This is a genomic window from Desertibaculum subflavum, assembly GCA_003576705.1.
GTDB classification, from domain to species: Bacteria; Pseudomonadota; Alphaproteobacteria; order Ferrovibrionales; family Ferrovibrionaceae; genus Desertibaculum; species Desertibaculum subflavum.
This window is the reverse complement of sequence record QOZS01000026.1, coordinates 58,498-76,873: the sequence shown is the minus strand read 5'-3', so window position 1 is coordinate 76,873 and position 18,376 is coordinate 58,498. Positions and strand designations below refer to the sequence as shown.

Here is an 18,376-nt window from a genome sequence, read left to right as displayed (position 1 = left end):
GTCACCGACCCGCGTTTGTCGGATCGGCGGCAGGCCTGCCGCCGATCCGACATCTCATCACCTTTTCCGGATCCGTCGAACACAGATCCAGATACAAGGGTTGGGTGAGGTGGGGAGGATGCGGCTTCCGGATGCGCGCGAGCACGGATGCGTTGCGCACAGGCGACTTTCGTTGAGAAGCGGCGCGCCCACCTCTCCCAAACCCTCTCCGCCCCTGAGGGGCAGAGAGGGCTTCATATGACCACTCGATGAGGTTCGTATGTCCGCTGCTGCGGTGAAGGCTGTGAGCGAAGCGTCTCCGATCTCCCCCTCCCTCTTCGCCGACGCGCAGGCCGCGCTGGCCGCGGCCGACAAGCTGCTCGCCGAGGTGAAGCTCGCGGTCGCCGCGCGCGTGAAGGCGAGCAGCGTCGATGCGGAGCAGTTCGCCGCGCATGGCCTCGCCTGGTTCGCCACCTATGTCGAGGCGCTGCGCCAGACGCTCAGCTGGGCCGAGGCACTGAAAGCGGAGGGCAAGCTCCGCGAGCTCGAGCAGCTGATCCTGCAGGCCGGTTTCGGCGAATACCTCTCGCAGCTCGCCGGCGGCATCCCGATGAGCCAGAGCGAGGTGGTGCGTCCGGCCGATCTCGGCGTCGGCGACAGCGCCGTCGCCGCCTTCCAGCAGGCACCGGCCGTGCGCCGCCTCGCCGCCACCGGCAACACCTCGGCCGTCCGCGCCCGCATCGCCGAGCTGATCCAGTCCTCGCTCGAGACCGGCGATTTCGGCGCCCTCGGCCTCGACGAAACCCACGCCATGGTGCGCGACCAGTTCCGCAAGTTCGCCGATGCGCGCGTCGTGCCCTTCGCCCACGAATGGCACCTGAAGGACGAGTTCATCCCGATGCCGCTGGTCGAGGAGATGGGCGCGCTCGGCGTGTTCGGCCTCACCATTCCGGAAGAATATGGCGGCATGGGCCTCGGCAAGCAGGCGATGTGCGTCGTCTCGGAGGAGCTCTCCCGCGGCTATATCGGCGTCGGCTCGCTCGGCACCCGCTCGGAGATCGCCGCCGAGCTGATCCTGCGCGGCGGCACCGAGGACCAGAAGAGCCATTACCTGCCGAAGATCGCTTCCGCCGAGATCCTGCCGACCGCGGTGTTCACCGAGCCGAATACCGGCTCGGACCTCGGCAGCCTGCGCACCCGCGCGGTGCTCGACGGCGACACCTACAGGATTCACGGCAACAAGACCTGGATCACCCACGCGGCGCGCGCCGACCTGATGACGCTCCTCGTGCGCTCGAACCCGAACGCGCCGGGCTACAAGGGCCTCTCCATGTTCCTCGCCGAGAAGCCGCGCGGCGACGATGCCGACCCGTTCCCGGCCAAGGGCATGACCGGCGGCGAGATCCGCGTGCTCGGCTATCGCGGCATGAAGGAATACGAGATCGGCTTCGATGGCTTCGAGGTGCCGGCGCAGAACCTGCTCGGCCGCGAGGAAGGCAACGGCTTCAAGCAGCTGATGGCGACCTTCGAGAGCGCCCGCATCCAGACCGCGGCGCGCGCGCTCGGCGTCGGCCAGTGCGCGATGGAGCTGGGGCTCCGCTACGGGCTCGAGCGCGTGCAGTTCGGCCAGCCGATCTATGGCTTCCCGCGCGTCGCCGGCAAGGTGGCCTGGATGGCGGTGGAGCTGATGCTGGCCCGCCAGCTCACCTACTACGCCGCGCGCGAGAAGGATGCCGGCCGGCGCTGCGACCTCGAAGCCGGCATGGCGAAGCTGCTCGCCGCGCGGGTCGCCTGGGCCAATGCCGACAACGCGCTGCAGATCCACGGCGGCAACGGCTACGCCCTCGAATACCCGATCAGCCGCGTCCTCTGCGACGCCCGCATCCTCAACATCTTCGAAGGCGCGGCGGAGATACAAGCGCAGGTGATCGCGCGGCGGCTGCTGGAGGGCGGCGCGAACTGACACGGCATTTCCTTTCTCCTTGGAGGAGAAGGTGTCGCGAAGCGATGGATGAGGGGCACGCTCTCCACCCGCGCCTCCGCTGGCGCAAGCAGCGCAATGCTGAAGCGGTGCCCCTCACCCGCCCCTTCGGGGCACCCTCTCCCCACGGGAGAGGGGTCCATTTTCCACGCACCAGCGCACCAATCCCCGCCCGCTGTGACGCCGCTCACATCCCGCCCGCCGGCGTTAACCATATGATCCGGTCAAATGGGAAAGCAGGAGGCGTCGATGTCTCCAGTGTCTCAATATCGGGGATTGCCGAGCAGCGACATTTCGGTCGCGGTCGTCGCGCTCATCGTGTTCATCTCACTGATGGCGGCGGCCTGCGCCCTGTTCGGGTTGCCGATCGTCACCTGAGCGCGCCGGCAATCCGGCAGCGTCCGCCGCGATCCTGACGCGGGCCGAACCCGCCGCGCTCAATGCACGTGGCGGTGATGCAGATCCGGGAAATGCGGGTGCTTGTGCACCAGGGCCGCGTGCCGGTGCCGGTGGCTGTGCGGCTCGCCGGGCGGATCGCCGGGGCCGTGGGCGTGCCGGTGATGCTCGTCATGCCGGTGCCGGTGCTCGTGCTCCAGCTCGTCGTGGCGATGCTCGTGCTCATGCGCCTCGGTCAGGTGCAGATAGACGCCCGCTGCCATCAGGATCGCCGCGATGACGAGCGGCGCCGTCACCGCCTCGCCCAGCACTGCCACGGCGATCACCGCGCCGATGAACGGCGCGGTGGAGAAATAGGCCCCGGTGCGCGCCGCGCCGAGATGCCGCAGGCCGACGACGAACAGCGCGAGGCTGACGCCATAGCCGAGAAAGCCGACCGCCCCCGCGGCGGCGATCACGCCGGGCGCCGGCAGAGCGTCGCCATAAGCCAAGGCGAGACCGGTATTGACCGCGCCGGCCACCAGCCCCTTCACCATGGCGATCTGGATCGGGTCCGCCGCGGACAGCTTGCGCGTCAGGTTGTTGTCGATGCCCCAGGCGAGGCAGGCGCCAAGGATGGCGACGGCGCCGAGCCCGATCGCCGCCGCCTCGCCCTGCCAGGACAGCGCCACCGCGCCGGCGAGGATGGCGCCGGCGCCGAGCAGCAGGCGCCGGTCCACCGATTCCCGAAACGCGATCCAGGCGATCGCCATGGTCGCTAGGGCTTCGAGATTGAGCAGCAGCGACGCCGCCGAGCCCGGCGTCGTCGCCAGCCCGATCATCAGCAGAACGGGGCCGATCACGCCGCCGAACAGCACGACCAGCGCCAGCCAGGGCAGATCGGCCCGGCGCAGCGGCGCCTCCCGGCGCGGGCCGCGGCCGGCGCGCTGCACCAGGCTGAGCGCGGCGAGCCCGAAACCCGAGCCGAGATAGAACAGGCCGGCCAGCAGCAACGGCCCCAGCCCTTCGCCCAGCAGCAGCTTGGCGAGCGGTGTGCTGGCGCCGAACAGCGCCGCGGAGGCGAGCGCGATGGCGGGCGCTAGTCGCAAAGCCGGCATGGCGGCCATCTTAGGCCAGGCCGGGCCCGCTTAGCGGTGCGTTGTCGATGGGGGCATGCCCTGCGCGAGGCGCGGGACGTGCCCGAGGCCGACCGCCCTCTCACCCCGGATAATCCACCCGCATCAAACACAGCCCCTCCGCCGGCGCGGTCGGGCCGGCGGCGCTGCGGTCGCGGGCGTCGCGGGCGCGGGCGAGGTCTTCCGCCGACCACCTGCCCTCGCCCACCTTGCGGAGCGAGCCCACCATGGCGCGCACCTGGTTGTGCAGGAACGAGCGCGCCTGGGTCTCGATCACCACCTCGTCGCCGGCGCGGCGCACGTCGAGCCGGTCCAGCGTCTTCACCGGCGATTTCGCCTGGCACTCGGTGGAGCGGAAGCTGGTGAAGTCGTGCCGGCCCACCAGCAGCTGCGCCGCCGCCTGCATGGCGCCGGCGTCCAGCGGGCGGATCACATGCCACACCCGCCCGCGTTCCAGCGCCGGCGGCGCGACGCGGTTCAGGATGCGATAGCGGTAATGCCGCTTGACCGCCGAGAAGCGCGCGTGGAAATCCGCCGCCACCTCGGCCGCGTCGAGCACCGCCACCGGCTGCGGCCGCAGATGCGCGTTCAGCGCGTTGACCAGGGTGCGGATCTCCCACGGCCGGCCGAGGTCGACATGCGCCACCTGCCCGGCCGCATGCACGCCGGCATCGGTGCGGCCAGCGCCGGTGATCTCCGGCCGCTCGCCGGTGAAGCCGGCCAGCGCCTGCTCCACCGCCGCCTGCACCGAGAGCCCGTTCGCCTGCCGCTGCCAGCCGACGAAACCGGCGCCGTCGTATTCGATGGTGAGGCGATAGCGCGGCATCAGAGAGTTCTCGCCGATAAGCCCTCTCCGCCCTCGAAGAGGGGGGAGAGGGTTGGGAGAGGTGGGGAGGCTGCGGCCTGAGATGAATGCACACGCGTGGATGCGTTGCGCTCATACGAAGCTCGTCGAGACGCGGCGCGCCCCCCCTCTCCCAAACCCTCTCCGCCCCTGGGGGGCAGAGAGGACTTGTCACTGTGATGCCAGGCAGTGCTCATCCGAGTTTCGTCCCCTTCGGCAGCGGGAAGCCGCGCAGGAAGTCGGCGATCGGCAGCGCGCGGGCGCCGGGGCGTTGCAGCTCCACGAGGCGGATCGCGCCGTCGCCGCAGGCGACCGTGCCCTGCTCATCCAGCACCGTGCCGGGCTCGCCGCGACCTTCCGCGAGCTCCGCCGCATGCACTTTCAGCCGCTGCCCGGCATGGTCGAAGGTGACGCCGGGGAAGGGCGACAGCACGCGTACCATCCGGTCGATCTCCGCCGCCGGCCGGCGCCAGTCGATCGCGCCCTCGCCCTTCTCGATCTTCTTCGCATAGGTGATGCCCTCGGCCGCCTGCGCGCGCTCGACCGCGCGCCCCTCGGCGAGCTGGGCCAGCGCCTCGACCATCAACCCGGCGCCGATCGCGGCCAGCCGCTCGCGCAGGCCCGCGGCGGTGTCGCGCGGGCCGATCGGCAGCCGCGCCTCCAGCAGCACCGGCCCGGTATCCAGCCCCGCCTCCATCCGCATCACGGCGACGCCGGTCTCCGCATCGCCGGCCAGGATGGCGCGCTCGATCGGCGCGGCACCGCGCCAGCGCGGCAGGATCGAGCCGTGCAGGTTGAAGCAGCCGAGCCTCGGCGCCGCCAGCACTGGCTTCGGCAGGATCAGGCCATAGGCCACCACCACCGCCGCGTCGGGCTTGAGCGCGGCGAATTCCCCGTGCTCCGCCTCCCCTTTCAAGCTCGCCGGACAGCGCACCTCGAGGCCCAGCGCGAGCGCCTTCTCGTGCACGGCGGAGCGTTGCTCCTTGTGCCCGCGGCCCGCGGGACGCGGCGGCTGGGTATAGACTGCGCTGACCCGATGCCCGGCTGCGACCAGGGCGGCGAGCGTCGGCACCGCGAAGGGCGGCGTTCCCATGAAGACGAGTGTCAGCGCCATGGCGGCGGACCATAATCGGAGCCGCGCTGACAGCGAAAGTTCCATCTGTTATGAGGCACAACCATTTTCCGGATGTCTCCTAGGAGGAAACCATGGATCTCAAGGGCCAGGTCGCCATCGTGACCGGCGGCGCCTCCGGCCTCGGCGCCGGCACGGCGCGCGAGCTCACCAAGGCCGGCGCGAAATGCGCTCTGTTCGACATGCAGGAGGAGAACGGCCAGAAGGTCGCGCAGGAGATCGGCGGCCTTTACTGCAAGGTCGACGTCTCCAAGGCGGAGAGCGTGCAGGCGGCCATGGCCGAGGTCGTTTCGAAGCTCGGCGGCCCGCGCATCCTGGTGAACTGCGCCGGCATCGGCCGCGCCGGGCGCACCGTCGGCAAGGAAGGCCCGCTGCCGCTCGAGCAGTTCGCCGCCGTCATCAACGTCAACCTGATCGGCACCTTCAACTGCATCCGCCTGTTCGCCGCCGAAGCCGGCAAGCTCGCGCCGCTCACCGATAACGAGCGTGGCGTCATCATCAACACCGCCTCCGTCGCCGCCTTCGACGGGCAGATCGGCCAGGCTGCCTATTCCGCCTCCAAAGGCGGCGTGGTCGGCATGACCTTGCCGATCGCGCGCGACCTGATGGATGTCGGCATCCGCGTCTGCACCATCGCGCCCGGCCTGTTCATGACGCCGATGATGGCCGGCCTGCCGGAGAAGGCGCAGATCTCGCTCGGGCAGAGCGTGCCGTTCCCCAAGCGGCTCGGCACGCCGGAGGAATATGCCCGCCTCGCCCGCCATATCTGCGAGAACCCGATGCTGAACGGCGAGACCATCCGGCTCGACGGCGCGCTCCGGATGGCGCCCCGGTAGCCCCCAGATAGCCTCCGGCGTTAACCATTCGGCTTAACCACTCCCGCCCGAGTCGGGGCTGATTCGGCCTGCTAATATCCCCTGGTCGCGGCGGTCGGGCCGCCGGTCCAGGGGAATTGGTTAATGGCCTCCAACAAGCTTCGCCTCGCCGTCATCGAGGGACGGTGGTGGGAAGACTACAACACCAGCGTGCGTAGTCTGTTTGATGTTCTCTCTGATATCCTTATCCGTACGCCGCATGGCTACCATTACGAGATGTTCAACAACAAGGACGGCTTTCGCGACGTCGTCCAGCGCATCGGCGGCAAGTGGGGCTTCCACTATCTCTATGTCGCCGCGCACGGTTTCAGCGACGGCATCCTGGGCAGCGACGGCGAGCTGATCCAGCGCGCGGTGATCCGCAACGTGCTTCGCCGGGTCTGCCAGACCGAGGGATCGAAGATCGTCGGCGTGTTCTTCGGCTCCTGCGACTTCATCACCGAGGAAAACGCATCCTTCCTGTTCGATCCGGAGGAAGGCGGCATCCCCTCCATCAAGTGGATCGCCGGCTACTCGACGCCGGTCCACTGGCTCGACTCGTTCGTGGTCGATCTCTTCTTCTGGAACAAGTACTTCCGCCGCCGCAACGGCACCGACCTGGAGAAGATCGAGCACGTCGCCAAGGCCTTCACCACAATGATGCCGGGCGCGGCGGAGAAGCTCGGCTTCAACATCTACGTGCGGCGACAAGGCCCCTCGGGCGGGGTGCGGTCGATCCTCTGAGCCGCTATAAGCCGAGCCAGGAGGAAATACCCATGACGTGGGACAAGGAGCTGGGCGAGTTCCAGCAGCGGAAGGCCTTTGCCTTGAAGCTCGGCGGCGCCGACAAGGTGGCGCGCCAGCACAACGAGGGCCGCCTCACCGTGCGCGAGCGGATCGAGCGCTTGCTCGATCCCGGCTCGTTCCGCGAGATCGGCACCATCGCCGGCAAGGCCGAATACGACGCCAAAGGCGACCTGGTCGAGCTCGTGCCTTCCAACTACGTCTGCGGCCGCGGCCTGATTGAAGGTCGGCCTGTCGTGATCGGCGGCGACGACTTCACCGTGCGCGGCGGCTCGGCCGACGCCACCATCAAGGAGAAGCACATCTTCTCCGAGCGAATGGCGAATCAGCTCCGCCTCCCCCTCGTCCGCCTGGTCGAGGGCTCGGGCGGCGGCGGCTCGGTCAAGACGATCGAGACCACCGGCCGCGCCAATGTGCCCGGCGTCTCGGGGTGGGAATGGGTGGTCCGCAACATGGCGACGGTACCGCGGGTCGCGCTCGGCCTCGGCTCGGTCGCCGGCCTCGGCGCCGCGCATCTCTCGGCCAGCCACTACTCGATCATGGTCAAGGATACCTCGGCCATGTTCGTCGCCGGCCCGCCGGTGGTGGCCCGGCTCGGCGAGCCGGTGACCAAGCAGGAGCTCGGCGGCTGGGAGATCCAGACCCGTGCCGGCGCGGTCGACGACGCGGCCGCGAGCGAGGAGGAGGCCTTCGCCATGGCGCGGCGCTTCCTCTCCTACCTGCCCGCCTCGATCTACGACCTGCCGCCGCGCGGGCCGCGCACCGACCCGGCCGACCGGCGCGACGAGAAGCTCGCCACCGCCATCCCCCGGGGCACGCGCAAGACCTACCGCATGCGGCCGATCATCGAGCTGCTGGTCGACCAGGGCTCATTCATGGAGATGGGCAGGTATTACGGCCGCTCCATCATCACCGGCCTCGCCCGCATCGACGGCTGGCCAGTCGCGCTGATGGCGTCCGACCCGATGATCTATGGCGGCGCCTGGACCGCCGATGCCTGTCAGAAGATCATCCGCTTCGTCGACCTGGCGCAGACCTTCCACCTGCCGGTGGTGCATCTGACCGACTGCCCGGGCTTCCTGATCGGCAAGCAGGCCGAGCAGGAAGGCACCATCCGCCAGGGCGTGCGCGCCATGTCGGCGATCTGGCAGTCGACCATCCCCTGGTGCGCCATCATCGTCCGCAACGTGTTCGGCGTCGCCGGCGCGGCGCACCAGAACGGCAGCCGCCTGTCCTACCGCTATGCCTGGCCGAGCGCGCGCTGGGGCTCGCTGCCGCTCGAAGGCGGCATCGAGGCCGCCTACCGGGCCGAGATCGACGCGGCGCCGGACCCGAAGGCGAAGCTGGAGGAGATCGAGACCCGGCTCGAGAAGCTCCGCTCGCCCTACCGCTCGGCGGAGACCTTCTGGATCGAGGAGATGATCGACCCGCGCGAGACGCGGCCCCTCCTCTGCGAATTCGTCAACCTGGCCGCGCCGCTCCGCGAGGCCGGCCCCGTCAGCTTCGGGATGCGTCCGTGACCGTTCAGATTCCAGCACCGTTCGAGACCTACCGGGCCGAAGTCCAGGAGGCCTGGATCGACTACAACAAGCACATGAACATGGGCTACTACATGGTCGTGTTCGACGAGGCGACCGGCGGCTTCTTCCAGGCGGTCGGTCTCGACCGCCCGCACCGGCAGAAGCACAAGGTCACCACCTTCTCGCTGGAGGCGCATATCAATTACGTGCGCGAGGTCGGGCTCGGCGACACGCTCCGTTTCACCACCCGGCTGCTCGATTTCGACTCCAAGCGCCTGCACTATTTCCACGAAATGTGGCACGCGACCGAGGGCTATCTCGCCTCGACCAACGAGCTGGTCTCGCTGCATGTCAGCCAGGAGACCCGCCGGGCGGCGCCGATGACGCCGGAAATTATGGACCGCCTCGCCGCCATCAGGGCAGCGCATGCGAAGCTGCCGCCCTCGCCCTATATCGGCCGCTCGATCGGCCTTGCCTCGAAGCCGCCGCGCGCCTAGGCACTGAGCGCGGCAAGCGCCCGCTTCACATGCTCGCCGCAGCTGCAGGCATCCGCCTCGCTCTTGTCGCAGATGCCGGGCGCGCGTTCGCTGATCGGCTCGAAAGCATCCGTCTCCGGGTTCCAGAGCGCGACGCGGCCGCTCGCGATGTCGTAGTGGCCGGCATAGAGCCTAAGCTCGCCTAACCGCACGCGGGCCGCGACGCGCGGATGCAGCAGCAGATTGCGCAGCGACCAGAGGATCGCCGCGTGCTCGGTGGCGAGCTGCACATCCCGGCCTTCCCGCTCCGCCTTGCGGGCCGCTGCCTGCACGGTCGGCCGCACCATGTCGACCCAGGCATCGGTGTCGACGAGATGTCCGGCCTCGCCGCGCGGACGCCGCGCCAGCGCGACGCCACCACAGCCCGAATGGCCCAGCACCAGCAGGTTCGGCACCTTGAGGTGCACCACCGGGAACTCGATCGCGGCCCAGGGCCCGTACCAGGCTCCCGCCAGCTCGCGCATGCCGAGATGGCGGGTCAGGCCGCCATAGAGCCTGAGCCAGGCGCCTTCGACCTTGCCGGCCGGCGTCGGTACGAGGCCGGCGACGGTGCGCTTGACGAACATGGAGCCGGGATCGGCGCGGGTAATCTCCTCCGGCGCGGCACGGGAATCGGAGCAGCAGATCACGGCGATACCCGGGCTTTGCCCGCGGGCGAGCTCTTCCCAATAGGCCTCGCGACCGTTGCGCGAGGCAACCCGCCCGGCCTCGATGCCGGAGACCAGCGCCTGCATATGCCTGTCCATGCGGCCACACTGCCAGCGACGCGAGCGCCCGCGCTGACCTGGATCAACTTCCCACGGAAATGGCCCTAGTCGAGGGACACGCCCATCAGCAGGTCCGGCAGGAAGGTGGAAATCTCGGGCAGCAGCAACAAGGCCAGAAGAACGACGGCATCCGCGGTCAGCAGGCGGCCGATCCCGGCGAATGCCGTCTCGAGCGGCGCGTTGACCGAGCCCGCGGCGACGAAGACGTTGAGGCCCAGCGGCGGCGTCACCAGGCCGATCTCGGCCGTCTTGGTCACGATGATGCCCCACCACACCGCGTCGTAGCCGAGCGAGGTGACCAGCGGGAAGGTCAGCGGCAGGGTCAGCACGATGATCGCCAGCTGGTCCATGAAACAGCCGAGCAGCAGGTAGATGCCGACGATCACCGCAATGATCACCCAGGACGGCACCGGCAGCGACCCCACCCATTCGATCATGTGCTGCGGCACCTTGGTGCCGGCGAGGAAATAGCCGAACACCATCGCGCCGATGATGATGGCGAAGATCATCGCCGTGGTCCGCACCGAGGCGCGCACAGCCTCCATGAAGCCGCCCCAGCGCAGCCCGCCGAAGGCAACGCTGATGATCAGCGCCGCGAGCGCGCCGACCGCGGCCGCTTCGGTCGGCGTCACCACACCGCTGTAGATCGCCGCCGTCACGAACACGATGAGCAGCACGGCCGGCCACACCGATTTGAGCGAGGCGATGCGCTCCGACCATGGAAAGCGCGGGATCGCCGGCGCCACCTCGGGCTCGCGCTTGGCCCATAGCCAGATCGCAAACGCGTAGCCGGCCGCCGAGATCAGGCCAGGAAACACGCCGCCAAGGAACAGCCGCCCGATCGAGGTCTCGGTCAGAATGCCGTAGATGATGAGGCCGATCGAGGGCGGAATCATGATGGCAAGCGTGCCGGCGATCGCCACCGTGCCGAGCGACAGCCGGTCGTCGTAGCCGTACTTCCGCATCTCCGGCACGCAGATGCGCGACATCGAGGCCGCCGCCGCCGTGCTGGATCCGGCCAGCGCGGCGAAGCCGACATTGGCGCCGACCGCTGCGAGGGCCAGCCCACCGCGCCAGTGGCCCATGAAGGTATAGGCGACCCGGAACATGTCGCGCACTATCGTGCCGCGCGCCAGGAACTCCGCCATAAGGATGAAGAGCGGAATGGTCGAAAGCAGGAACGACGACGCTGTCCGGTAGGGCGTCGTAGCCAGCACGCCGAGCAAGGGCTGCCAGCCGAAGGTCACCAGCACGCCGAGTGCTCCGGTGGCGGCGAGCGTGAAGGCGATCGGCATCCCGATCGCCAGCAGTGCCAGGAACAACAGGCACGGAATCCAGATCGACATGCGGATATATCAGTGTTCGATTTGAACGGCTGCCTGGGGTTCGCGTCCGGCGAGCCTCGTCAGCAGCTGCACCAGGAGGCGGAGCGCCAGAACCGACAGCCCGACCGCGGCAAAGACCCAGGACGGCCCTGTCGGCATGTCGATCACGCCGTTGATCACCCGGCTCTCGGCAAAGCTGATCCAGGCCGTCTCCGCCGCCTTCCAGGCCATCAGCGTGATCACGGCCAAGGCGATGGTGAGGAACCCGACATCGAGCCAGCGCTGCAGGCCGGCGGGGAACAAGCGGAACAGTAAGGTCACAGCGGGGTTCGACCGCATCGCTTGCAGCCCCGGCAGCGCGAGAAAGATCAGCGCGATCATCAGGTAGAGCTCGACCAGCTCGTACACCGACGGCAGCGGGCGATCGAACAGATAGCGGCCGCCGCCATCGGCACTGATGACCAGCATCATGACGACCAGCGCCAAACCCGCGATCGCCTCGAGCAGGCGCTCGAGGCGACGCAGACCATTGTCCAGAAGTTCCACTTGGATCAGCTCGTCCTGGCACGCTGCAATGCCGCCAGCCAGGCATCGAGCACCTTCCGCCCGGGCAGGCCGCGCTTCTCCATCTGCTCGATCCATTCCTCGCGAACCGGCTTGAGCAGCTCGCCCCAGCGCTTCAGCTCGGCATCGTCGATCGCATAAAGATCGAGGCCGCGCTTGCGGAAGGTCTCCGCATATTCCGCCGACTGCTTCTCCACCTTGGCGGAATCGAAGGGGATGGCTTCCTCGGCCGCGCGATCGATGGCCGCCTGGACGTCCTTCGGCAGCTTGTTCCAGACCTCGAGATTGATGGCGTAGTAGCTGACGAAGGCGCCGAGGTTAACGTTGGTCGTGGAGTACTTGACCAGCTCATGCAGCTTGTAGGAGGCGATGCTGTTGTAGGAGAAAACGGTGCCGTCCACCGTCCCGCGCTGCATCGAGGTGTACATGTCCGGCGGCGTGATCGAGACCGGAATTCCGCCCAGGGCCTTGATCGCGTTCTCCTGCACGTTGCCGGCGACACGGATCTTCATGCCCTTGAAGTCGTCCAGGGTCTTGATCTTCTTCCGCGTCGTATGCAGGTCGTAGGGCGGCGTGGACGAGAAGCGGACCGGCCGGATGCCGAGCTTCTTACACTCCTCCTCGAACAGGATGCCGCGCCCGACCTCCAGATAGGCCATCTCGATCTGCTTGACGGTGACCTTGACCTCCGGCGTCGGGATGCCCGCCACCGTCGAGAGCGGCGCCTTGTCCGGGAAGTACTGCGCCGGGATATAGGCGACATCGGCGATGCGGTTCTGCACCGCGTCCAGCAGGTCGCGCGCCTTGGCGAGCTGCTCCGCCGGGAAGTGGTCGAACTTCAGCTTTCCGTTGGAATACTCCTCGGCCTTCTGCATCCAGAACTTCGTCGTCTCGATGCTGAAATGCTTGACCGGAAGAGAGTCGGCGACCTTCAGCGTGATCTGCTGCGCGGCCGCAGGTGCAAGCGGCAGCAGCGCCATGGCGCCGGCCAAAAGGATCCCTCTGCGCAGAAACGGTGCGCCCATCTTGGTGTTCCTCCAGCTATTTTGGGCAGCCAATACTCCGGCCGCCGAACCCGAGCACCATATCGGTGGCCGGAGAGCCGGTCAGTCGTTTCGGGGCCGACGGAAACGCGGGCCGCCATGCACGTGCGGCATGGGTGCGACCGGCTGCGCCAATCGCGAGATCGGCCGCTCGGCGAAGCGGCCGAGCGAGATGGTGCGGTCGTAGAGCACGATGGCCGCCGCCGTCGCCACGTTGATGCAGAACGAGGTCGGGATCTTGATCAGGTGGTCGCAGCGCGCGAGCATCGCGGGCGAGAGCGAGCCGCGCTCGGGCCCAAACACATAGGCGGCCTTCAGCGGATGGCGGAAGCTCGGGAGCTCCACGGCCTCGTCCAGCAGCTCGCAACCGACGATCTGGCATCCGCCCGGCAGCGCCAGCTCGTCGACACCGCCATAGGAATACCAGGGCAGGTTGTCCTGCGTGTGGCTGGTATCGCCGGGCGAGGTGCGGATCTTCGGATTAGACGCGATGGTGAAGACGAAGCTGGCGCCGAAGGCATGCGCCGAGCGGAACAGGTTGCCCGCGTTCATCACCTTGGAGAGGCCCTCGACCCCGACGCCGAAATAGCCGCGCACCTTCGCCCTCGCTTCGTTCCGGTCCCGTGTATATAGCGGAGAGCAGCCGCTACCGGTGCCCCGAGATGTCCCGCAGCCCCCGCCCGCTCGTCGTCGAGGTGATGCGCGGCCCGATCGTCGAAAGCCGTCATGCCGTGCGGGCCGCCGCCGTCGATGCCGACGGCAAGCTGATGGCCGCCTTCGGCGACGTCGACGAACCGGTCTTCCCACGCTCGGCGATCAAGATCATGCAGGCGCTGTCGCTGGTCGAAACCGGCGCGGCCGATGCCTTCGATCTCGGCTCTGAACAGCTTGCGCTGGCCTGCGCCTCGCATAGCGGGGAGCCGAAACACACGGAGCGCGTGGCGGCCTGGCTCGCCAAGCTCGGCCTTAGCGCCGCGGATCTCGAATGCGGCCCGCAATGGCCCAAACCCGACGAGGCCGTGCATGCGCTGGTGCGGGCCGGATTGAGCCCGACTGCGATCCACAACAACTGCTCCGGCAAGCATACCGGCATGCTGGCGCAGGCACGCCACATGGGCGAACCGACGCGCGGCTATACGGCGTCGGACCATCCGGTCCAGCGCCGCGTGCTCGCCACCATCGCCGCGCTCTGCGATCTCGCCGCCGATAAAATCGTGCTCGGCACCGACGGCTGCTCGCTGCCCGCCGTCGCCCTGCCGCTCCAGCGCTTCGCCCGCGGCCTGGCGCAGATCGCCGCGCCGGTGAAGCAGCCCGCAAACCGGGCCGAAGCCAGCCGCCGCCTAATTGCGGCGAAGATCGCCCATCCCGATCTGGTGGCCGGCACCGGCCGCTTCGACACCGCCTTCATGCCGGCGATGCAGGGCCGCGTGGCGAGCAAGAGCGGCGCCGAGGGGGTCTGGGTGGCCATGCTGCCGGATCGCGGCATCGGCATCGCGGTCAAGGCAGAGGACGGCGCCGGCCGGGCGGCCGAGATCGGCCTGATCGCCTTCCTCGACCGGATCGGTCTCCTGGATGCCGAGGCGCGCGAGCGGCTGCGCCCGCTGGCACATCCATCGATCCGAAATTGGGCCGGCCGCCTGGTGGGCGAGATGCGGCCCGCCACGGCGCCCGGCTTCTGAGCGGTTTGACCTCGCTTCCGCTTTCGCGCTATCTGCGCTGCAACCAACGACCGCTTGGAGGAGAACCCCGTGAAGGCAGTGCTGTGCAAGGCCTATGGCCCGCCTGAATCGCTTGTGCTGGAGGAGGTACCGAGCCCGGCCGTCGGTCCGAAGGAGGTCAAGGTCGCGGTGCATTATGCCGGCCTCAACTTCCCTGACACGCTGATCATCGCCGGCACCTATCAGTTCAAGCCGCCCTTCCCGTTCAGCCCGGGCATGGAAGTCGGCGGCACCATCCTGGAAGTCGGCAAGGACGTGTCGGGCCTCAAGGTCGGCCAGCGGGTGATGGCGACCACCGGTCATGGCGGCTTCGCCGAGGAGGTGATCGCCCCGGCCGAAAAGGTCTACCCGCTGCCGGACAAGGTGTCGTTCGAGGCCGCGGCGGCCATCCCCGTTACCTATGGCACGACCTATCACGCGCTGGTCGATCGCGGACACCTGAAACCCGGCGAATGGCTGCTGGTGCATGGCGCGACCGGCGGCGTCGGCCTCAACGCGGTCGAGATGGGCAAGATGCTGGGCGCCAAGGTGATCGCCACCGGCGGCTCCGACGAGAAGCTCGCCATCGCCAAGCAGTACGGCGCGGACGCCCTGGTTAACTACAGCAAGGAAAAGATCCGCGACCGCGTGAAGGAGATTACCGGCGGCACCGGCGCCGACGTTATCTACGACCCCGTCGGCGGCGATGCCTTCGATGAATCACTCCGCTGCATCAACTGGGACGGCCGCCTGCTGGTGATCGGCTTCGCCTCAGGCCGCATCCCCGAGGCCAAGGCCAATCTGGTGCTGCTGAAGAGCTGCCAGATCGTCGGCGTGTTCTGGGGCGCCTATGCGGCGCGCGATCCGAAGGCCGCGCGCGCCGCCTTCGAGAAGATCCTGAACTGGTGTGCCGAGGGCAAGCTGAAGCCGCACATTTCCCACACCTTCCCGCTCGACAAGGTGCCGGAGGCGATGCAGACGCTGCTGGCGCGCAAGGTGATCGGCAAGGCGGTCATCAAGGTCAGATGACCGCCATCGACGCGAGATGACCGGCGACGCCGTCCAGGCGCAATACGAAGCCTATCCTTATCCGGAGCGCGATCCGAAGGACGAGGCGACGCGCTTGATCGAGGGCTCGCCGAGCCATCTCGACGAGGTCGATCACTATTGCTTCGCCGGCGGATTGCGTGCGCGCTCGCCGTTTCGCGTCCTCGTCGCGGGTGGCGGCACCGGCGATGCCCTGGTCATGCTGGCGCAGCACGCCAGGGACCGCGGCATCGTGGCGGAGATCACCTATCTCGACCTCTCCGCCGCCTCGCGCCGCATCGCCGAGGCCCGCGTCGCCGCACGCGGCCTCGACAACGTGCGCTTCGTCAGCGGCTCGCTGCTCGAGGTCGCGAGCCTCGCGCCCGGCCCGTACGACTACATCGATTGCTGCGGCGTGCTGCATCACCTGCCCGATCCGCCGGCCGGGCTTGCGGCGCTGGCCGGCGTGCTGGCGCAGGGCGGCGCCATGGGCCTGATGGTCTATGGCTGGCTCGGCCGCACCGGCGTCTATCCGCTGCAGGCGGCGCTCGCCGCGCTGGCGCCGGACAAGGATCTCAGCGTGCGTCTTTCCGTGGCGCGGCGGCTGCTGCGCGATCTGCCGGCGACCAACTGGGCGAAGCGCAATCCGCTGCTCGGCGACCTCGCCGCCGACAGCGATGCCGGGATCTACGATCTGCTGCTGCACAGCCGCGACCGAGCCTATTCCGTCCCGGAGCTCGTCGAGTTTCTGTCCACATCGGATCTCGCGCCGATCAGCTTCATCGAGCCGGCTCGCTACGATGCGCGCAACTGGATCGGCGACGCCGCCCTTGCCAAGCGCACCGCGCCGCTCGATCCGCTTGCAGCAGCGGCGCTGGCCGAGAATCTCTCCGGCACGATGAAGACGCATATTCTCTACGCAGCGCGCCGCTCCGAGCTTGCCGGACGCATCGCGGCGCCGTCCGGCGGTGCCACGATTCCGGTGCCGCGCAGCGGCGCCAAGGCGCTCGTGCCGATGCTGGCGCGCGGTGGCACGCTGAAGCTCGACCTCGACGGGCATCCGCTGCGGCGCGACATCCCGCCCGGCCTCGCGCCGCTGCTCGACGCGATCGACGGCAACCGCACATTGAACGAGATCGGCAGGCGGCTCGGCTGGGATGCGGCGACGGTGGCAGAGCGCTTCGACCGCCTCTACGCCCTGCTCAATCCGATCAATCTGCTGACTTTGCGATTCTGACCGGCCGCTCGGCCACTTCATTGCCCGAGGGCAAGGCAGCCTGGCGATTGCCGATCCACGCCGCCGCGTCGCGCCATACGATCTCGCCGTTCAGGTCGCGGAACAGCATGTGATAGCCCTTGGGATAGAGCGCCAGGCGATACGGCGCGTCGAGGCGCTGCAGCATCAGCTCGATGGGTTTGCGCGGCACGATATCGTCATTCTCGCCATAGAGGACCAGCAGCGGCCGGCGCACGCGCGGCGCGGCGGCAAGCCCGGCATCCATCATGTCGGCGAGGCCCCAGATCGCGTCCGCCCGCGTCGCCTTGATCACCAGGGGATCGCGGCCCAGCGCCCGCAACATCTCGATGTTGTCGGACGGATGCACGCGGATGCCGCGCGCCGTGGCGAGGTTCCAGGGCATCGCATGGGCAATGAACCACAGCGCCGCGCGATAGCCCCAATTCATGGTCTCGCGGCCCCACACGGCCGGCGCCGCCAGCACCACGCCCTGCACGGCGCCGTCGCGTTCCCAGTCGGCCATGGCGGCGAGCGCGACCGCCCCGCCCATGCTTTCCCCCACCAGATAGAGCGGCAGATCCGGATGGCGCGATCGCAGCGTCAGCAAAGTCTCGCGCACGTCCCGCACCATGACGTCGACGCCGGCCCAAATGCCCGGATACGGTGCGCGCCCGAAGCCGCGCTGGTCGAGCGCATAGGTCAGGATACCCTGCTCCGCCCACCATCCGGCGGGTGCCGTCCAGGCATTGGAATAGTCGTTGAATCCGTGCAGGGCGAGGATGACGGCTCTGGCCCGCCGCTCCGGCGCCCAGACGCGCATCGGCAGCACCGCGCCGTCGCTGGCGAGAAAGCGGTCCTGGGCCAGGACCGGCGGCGCCGAAGGCGGCCCGCTGTCCTGCAATTGCGGGGCGCAGGCGGCCAGTACCAGCAGCGTGAAGGCGATAAGCGCCCGGGTCATGCTATCAGCCGGTGAACGCGCTCGCGCAAGACCGGCAACAGCTCGGCCGCGAACCAGGGGTTACGGTCGAGCCAGGCATTGTTGCGCCAGGACGGATGCGGCAACGGGATCACCCCGGGAAGATAGTCGCGGAAGGATGCCACCGTCTCTCTGACAGATGGTTTACGCCGCCGGCCCAGATGGTAGGCCATGGCATGGCCGCCGATCGCGACGATCAGTTCGACCTGCGGCAGCGCACGGAACAGCCGGTCGTGCCAGGTCGAGCGGCATTCCCGGCGCGGCGGCAGATCGCCGCCATGGTCGTCGACGCCCGGATAGCAGAATCCCATCGGCACGATGGCGATACGGCGCTCGTCGTAGAAGGTATCGCCGTCGACACCGAGCCAGTCGCGCAAGCGATCCCCGGAGCGGTCGGTGAACGGCCGGCCGCTGGCATGCACCCTGGTGCCCGGCGCCTGCCCGCACAACGCCACGCGTGCCGTTGCGCTGGCGCGCAGGACGGGTCGCGGACCCAGCGGCAGGCTGCCGGCACACAGGCGGCAGGTGCGGATTTCCGCCAGAAGGACATCCAGTTCGGCCGCCTGGGACATGCCATCCA

Annotated in this window: 19 protein-coding genes; 9 read left to right on the top strand and 10 right to left on the bottom strand. The window is 68.6% G+C overall.

Going from position 1 to position 18,376, the window contains the following annotated elements; genetic code table 11:
* Window positions 1–259 precede the first annotated feature (259 nt).
* Window positions 260–1,942: an acyl-CoA dehydrogenase family protein gene (locus DT074_RS15190; protein WP_119420700.1), complete on the top strand. Its 1,683-nt coding sequence runs from the start codon at window positions 260–262 to the stop codon at window positions 1,940–1,942.
* Window positions 1,943–2,209: 267 nt separating this feature from the next.
* The gene (locus DT074_RS28540) at window positions 2,210–2,338 is read left to right on the top strand and encodes a hypothetical protein (protein WP_368744688.1); all 129 of its coding nucleotides are present in this window, start codon (window positions 2,210–2,212) and stop codon (window positions 2,336–2,338) included.
* Window positions 2,339–2,397: 59 nt separating this feature from the next.
* On the opposite strand, the gene DT074_RS15185 is transcribed toward DT074_RS28540, so the two are convergent.
* The 3 genes from DT074_RS15185 to fmt all read right to left on the bottom strand — a co-directional run bounded on the left by DT074_RS15185 (window position 2,398) and on the right by fmt (window position 5,423).
* Window positions 2,398–3,453 (bottom strand): DMT family transporter, encoded by a 1,056-nt coding sequence (locus DT074_RS15185; RefSeq protein WP_119420707.1) that lies wholly within the window; start codon window positions 3,451–3,453, stop codon window positions 2,398–2,400.
* A gap of 100 nt (window positions 3,454–3,553) precedes the next feature.
* On the bottom strand, window positions 3,554–4,297 hold the full coding sequence (gene truA / locus DT074_RS15180) for a tRNA pseudouridine(38-40) synthase TruA (RefSeq protein ID WP_119420699.1): 744 nt from the start codon (window positions 4,295–4,297) through the stop codon (window positions 3,554–3,556).
* A 211-nt stretch (window positions 4,298–4,508) separates the two neighbouring features.
* A complete protein-coding gene (gene fmt, locus DT074_RS15175; protein WP_119420706.1) occupies window positions 4,509–5,423 on the bottom strand; it encodes a methionyl-tRNA formyltransferase in 915 nt (304 codons plus the stop codon).
* Between the two features lie 98 nt (window positions 5,424–5,521).
* Here fmt and DT074_RS15170 point away from each other — a divergent pair, with 98 nt between their 5' ends.
* The 4 genes from DT074_RS15170 to DT074_RS15155 all read left to right on the top strand — a co-directional run bounded on the left by DT074_RS15170 (window position 5,522) and on the right by DT074_RS15155 (window position 9,122).
* The gene (locus DT074_RS15170; RefSeq protein WP_119420698.1) at window positions 5,522–6,283 is read left to right on the top strand and encodes a 3-hydroxyacyl-CoA dehydrogenase; all 762 of its coding nucleotides are present in this window, start codon (window positions 5,522–5,524) and stop codon (window positions 6,281–6,283) included.
* A gap of 123 nt (window positions 6,284–6,406) precedes the next feature.
* A complete protein-coding gene (locus tag DT074_RS15165; RefSeq protein WP_119420697.1) occupies window positions 6,407–7,045 on the top strand; it encodes a hypothetical protein in 639 nt (212 codons plus the stop codon).
* Window positions 7,046–7,077: 32 nt separating this feature from the next.
* Window positions 7,078–8,625, top strand: coding sequence for an acyl-CoA carboxylase subunit beta (locus DT074_RS15160; RefSeq protein WP_119420696.1), 1,548 nt, complete (start codon window positions 7,078–7,080; stop codon window positions 8,623–8,625).
* A complete protein-coding gene (locus tag DT074_RS15155) occupies window positions 8,622–9,122 on the top strand; it encodes a thioesterase family protein (RefSeq protein WP_119420695.1) in 501 nt (166 codons plus the stop codon). The genes DT074_RS15160 and DT074_RS15155 overlap by 4 nt, the downstream gene beginning before the upstream one ends.
* Here the strand turns inward: DT074_RS15155 and DT074_RS15150 are convergent.
* The 5 genes from DT074_RS15150 to DT074_RS15130 all read right to left on the bottom strand — a co-directional run bounded on the left by DT074_RS15150 (window position 9,119) and on the right by DT074_RS15130 (window position 13,457).
* On the bottom strand, window positions 9,119–9,907 hold the full coding sequence (locus tag DT074_RS15150) for a carbonic anhydrase (protein WP_119420694.1): 789 nt from the start codon (window positions 9,905–9,907) through the stop codon (window positions 9,119–9,121). The genes DT074_RS15155 and DT074_RS15150 overlap by 4 nt on opposite strands.
* Before the next feature lie 65 nt (window positions 9,908–9,972).
* Window positions 9,973–11,274 (bottom strand): TRAP transporter large permease, encoded by a 1,302-nt coding sequence (locus DT074_RS15145; RefSeq protein WP_119420693.1) that lies wholly within the window; start codon window positions 11,272–11,274, stop codon window positions 9,973–9,975.
* A 9-nt stretch (window positions 11,275–11,283) separates the two neighbouring features.
* The gene (locus DT074_RS15140; RefSeq protein WP_162914922.1) at window positions 11,284–11,799 is read right to left on the bottom strand and encodes a TRAP transporter small permease; all 516 of its coding nucleotides are present in this window, start codon (window positions 11,797–11,799) and stop codon (window positions 11,284–11,286) included.
* Window positions 11,800–11,804: 5 nt separating this feature from the next.
* Window positions 11,805–12,842 carry a TRAP transporter substrate-binding protein gene (locus DT074_RS15135; protein WP_119420691.1) on the bottom strand — a complete coding sequence of 346 codons (1,038 nt, stop codon included), beginning with the start codon at window positions 12,840–12,842 and terminating at the stop codon, window positions 11,805–11,807.
* Between the two features lie 81 nt (window positions 12,843–12,923).
* Window positions 12,924–13,457, bottom strand: coding sequence for an RNA methyltransferase (locus DT074_RS15130; protein WP_119420690.1), 534 nt, complete (start codon window positions 13,455–13,457; stop codon window positions 12,924–12,926).
* A gap of 65 nt (window positions 13,458–13,522) precedes the next feature.
* Between DT074_RS15130 and DT074_RS15125 the strand changes: the two genes are divergently transcribed.
* The 3 genes from DT074_RS15125 to DT074_RS15115 all read left to right on the top strand — a co-directional run bounded on the left by DT074_RS15125 (window position 13,523) and on the right by DT074_RS15115 (window position 16,820).
* Entirely contained in the window at window positions 13,523–14,539 is a 1,017-nt protein-coding gene (locus DT074_RS15125) for an asparaginase (protein WP_119420689.1), read from the top strand.
* A gap of 69 nt (window positions 14,540–14,608) precedes the next feature.
* A complete protein-coding gene (locus tag DT074_RS15120) occupies window positions 14,609–15,586 on the top strand; it encodes an NADPH:quinone oxidoreductase family protein (protein WP_119420705.1) in 978 nt (325 codons plus the stop codon).
* Between the two features lie 16 nt (window positions 15,587–15,602).
* The gene (locus tag DT074_RS15115; RefSeq protein WP_119420688.1) at window positions 15,603–16,820 is read left to right on the top strand and encodes a class I SAM-dependent methyltransferase; all 1,218 of its coding nucleotides are present in this window, start codon (window positions 15,603–15,605) and stop codon (window positions 16,818–16,820) included.
* On the opposite strand, the gene DT074_RS15110 is transcribed toward DT074_RS15115, so the two are convergent.
* Window positions 16,795–17,778, bottom strand: coding sequence for an alpha/beta hydrolase (locus DT074_RS15110; RefSeq protein WP_119420687.1), 984 nt, complete (start codon window positions 17,776–17,778; stop codon window positions 16,795–16,797). The genes DT074_RS15115 and DT074_RS15110 overlap by 26 nt on opposite strands.
* Entirely contained in the window at window positions 17,775–18,368 is a 594-nt protein-coding gene (locus DT074_RS15105; RefSeq protein WP_119420686.1) for a uracil-DNA glycosylase family protein, read from the bottom strand. The genes DT074_RS15110 and DT074_RS15105 overlap by 4 nt, the downstream gene beginning before the upstream one ends.
* Window positions 18,369–18,376 lie beyond the last annotated feature (8 nt).